Consider the following 1,618-nt stretch of genomic DNA (forward strand, 5'->3'; position numbering starts at 1 on the left):
CCCCGGCCCCGCTCGCCCCACTGCGGGACACGGCCCCCGCCACGCTCGCCGAGCGCTACGCCGCCGGCCGCGACGGCATCCGGGCCGCCGAGCGGGCCGCCACCGCGCACGGCGACCACAAGCGCGCCGCCCACCTCCGCGCCATGGCCGACCCCGCACGGCACTTCCTCTCCTTCGACGGCCGCGACGGCGGCCGCACCACCGAGGTCTTCGGCGACCTCTCCCGCGCCGAACGGATCGCCGTGCTGATACCCGGCTCCGACACCAACCTGGACAACTACCGCCGGCTGCGCGACGGCGCCACGGCCCTCCAGTGGCAACTGGGCGACCGCGCCGCCGTCGTCGCCTGGCTCGGGTACCGCACGCCCACCCTGGTCAGCACCGACACGATCACCTCCGGCCTCGCCGACGCCGCCGCCCCCGCCCTGCGCGACTTCGTCCGGGAACTGCGCGCGGCCACGCCCACGGCCCGGCTCTCCCTCCTCTGCCACTCCTACGGCTCCGTGGTCTGCGGCAGCGCCGCGCCCGGCCTGGACGTCACGGACATCGTCCTCTTCGGCAGCCCCGGCACCGGCCGCGACAACGCCGCCGCGCTGCGCACCCGCGCCACCGTCTGGGCCGGCCGCGGCGCCGGCGACTGGATCGGCGACATACCCCACGCCCGGATCCCGCTCTCCTTCACCAGCGTGGGCTTCGGCACCGACCCCGTCTCGCCCGGATTCGGCGCGCGGGTCTTCCCGGCGGGCGACGGCGGCCACAGCGACTACCTCAAGCCCGGCTCCACGTCCCTGACCAACATCGCCCGGATCGTCTCCGGACGGACGCCCGAGGGGGTGGCCCGGTGATGTCCCGCGCCGTCCTCCGCGACCTCGTCCGGCGCGTCGACGCCGCCACCCCGCCCGGCCGGGACCGCGCCCTCGACGCGCTCCGCGCCCTGGCCGTCCTCGGCGTCGTCCTCGGCCACTGGCTGGTGACCGCCCTGGTCGCCGACAGCGGCACCGTCCACAGCACGTCCCCCCTGGTACACCTGCCCGGACTCACCCCCGTGTCCTGGGTGTTCCAGACCCTGTCCGTCTTCTTCCTCGTCGGCGGGCTGGTGGCCGCGCGCGGTCACGCCTCCGCCCGCGCCCGGGGCACGACGTACACGGTGTGGCTCCGCGCCCGCGTCGCCCGCCTCTTCCGCCCCGTCGTCGCCGTCCTGACCGTCTGGGCCGTGGCGACGGCCGCCATGCTCGCCGCCGGGGCCGCCCCGGACACCGTGCGCACCCTGTGCACGCTGGTGCTCTCCCCGCTGTGGTTCCTGCTGGTCTTCACGGCGCTGACGGCCGCGACCCCACTGGCCGCCCGGCTTCACCCGGGGTGGCCGCTCGCCGTCGTCCTCACCGTCGACGCGCTGCGCTTCGGCGTCGGCGCGCCCGCCTGGCTCGGCTGGATCAACGTGGCGGCGGGCTGGCTCGTCCCGTACTGCCTCGGCGCCGCCTGGTCCCGGGACCGCCTGCGGAGCCGGACGACCGGGTGGGCCCTGCTGCTCGGCGGCGCCGCCGCCACCGCCGGACTCGTCCTGTACGCCGGCTACCCGGCCTCCATGGTCGGCGTCCCCGGCGCCCCCGTCTCCAAC

Annotated in this window: 2 protein-coding genes; both read left to right on the plus strand. The window is 77.1% G+C overall.

Annotated elements, in window-relative coordinates; all coding sequences use genetic code 11:
- On the plus strand, positions 1-845 hold an 845-nt coding region (locus K6I33_RS34870), incomplete at its 5' end, for an alpha/beta hydrolase (protein WP_229358801.1).
- Positions 845-1,618 (plus strand): acyltransferase (locus K6I33_RS34875; protein WP_229358802.1); only part of this gene is annotated, 774 nt, incomplete at its 3' end. The genes K6I33_RS34870 and K6I33_RS34875, both read left to right, overlap by 1 nt.

The sequence above is a fragment of the Streptomyces sp. UNOB3_S3 genome, from assembly GCF_020740895.1.
Classification (GTDB): Bacteria; Actinomycetota; Actinomycetes; order Streptomycetales; family Streptomycetaceae; genus Streptomyces.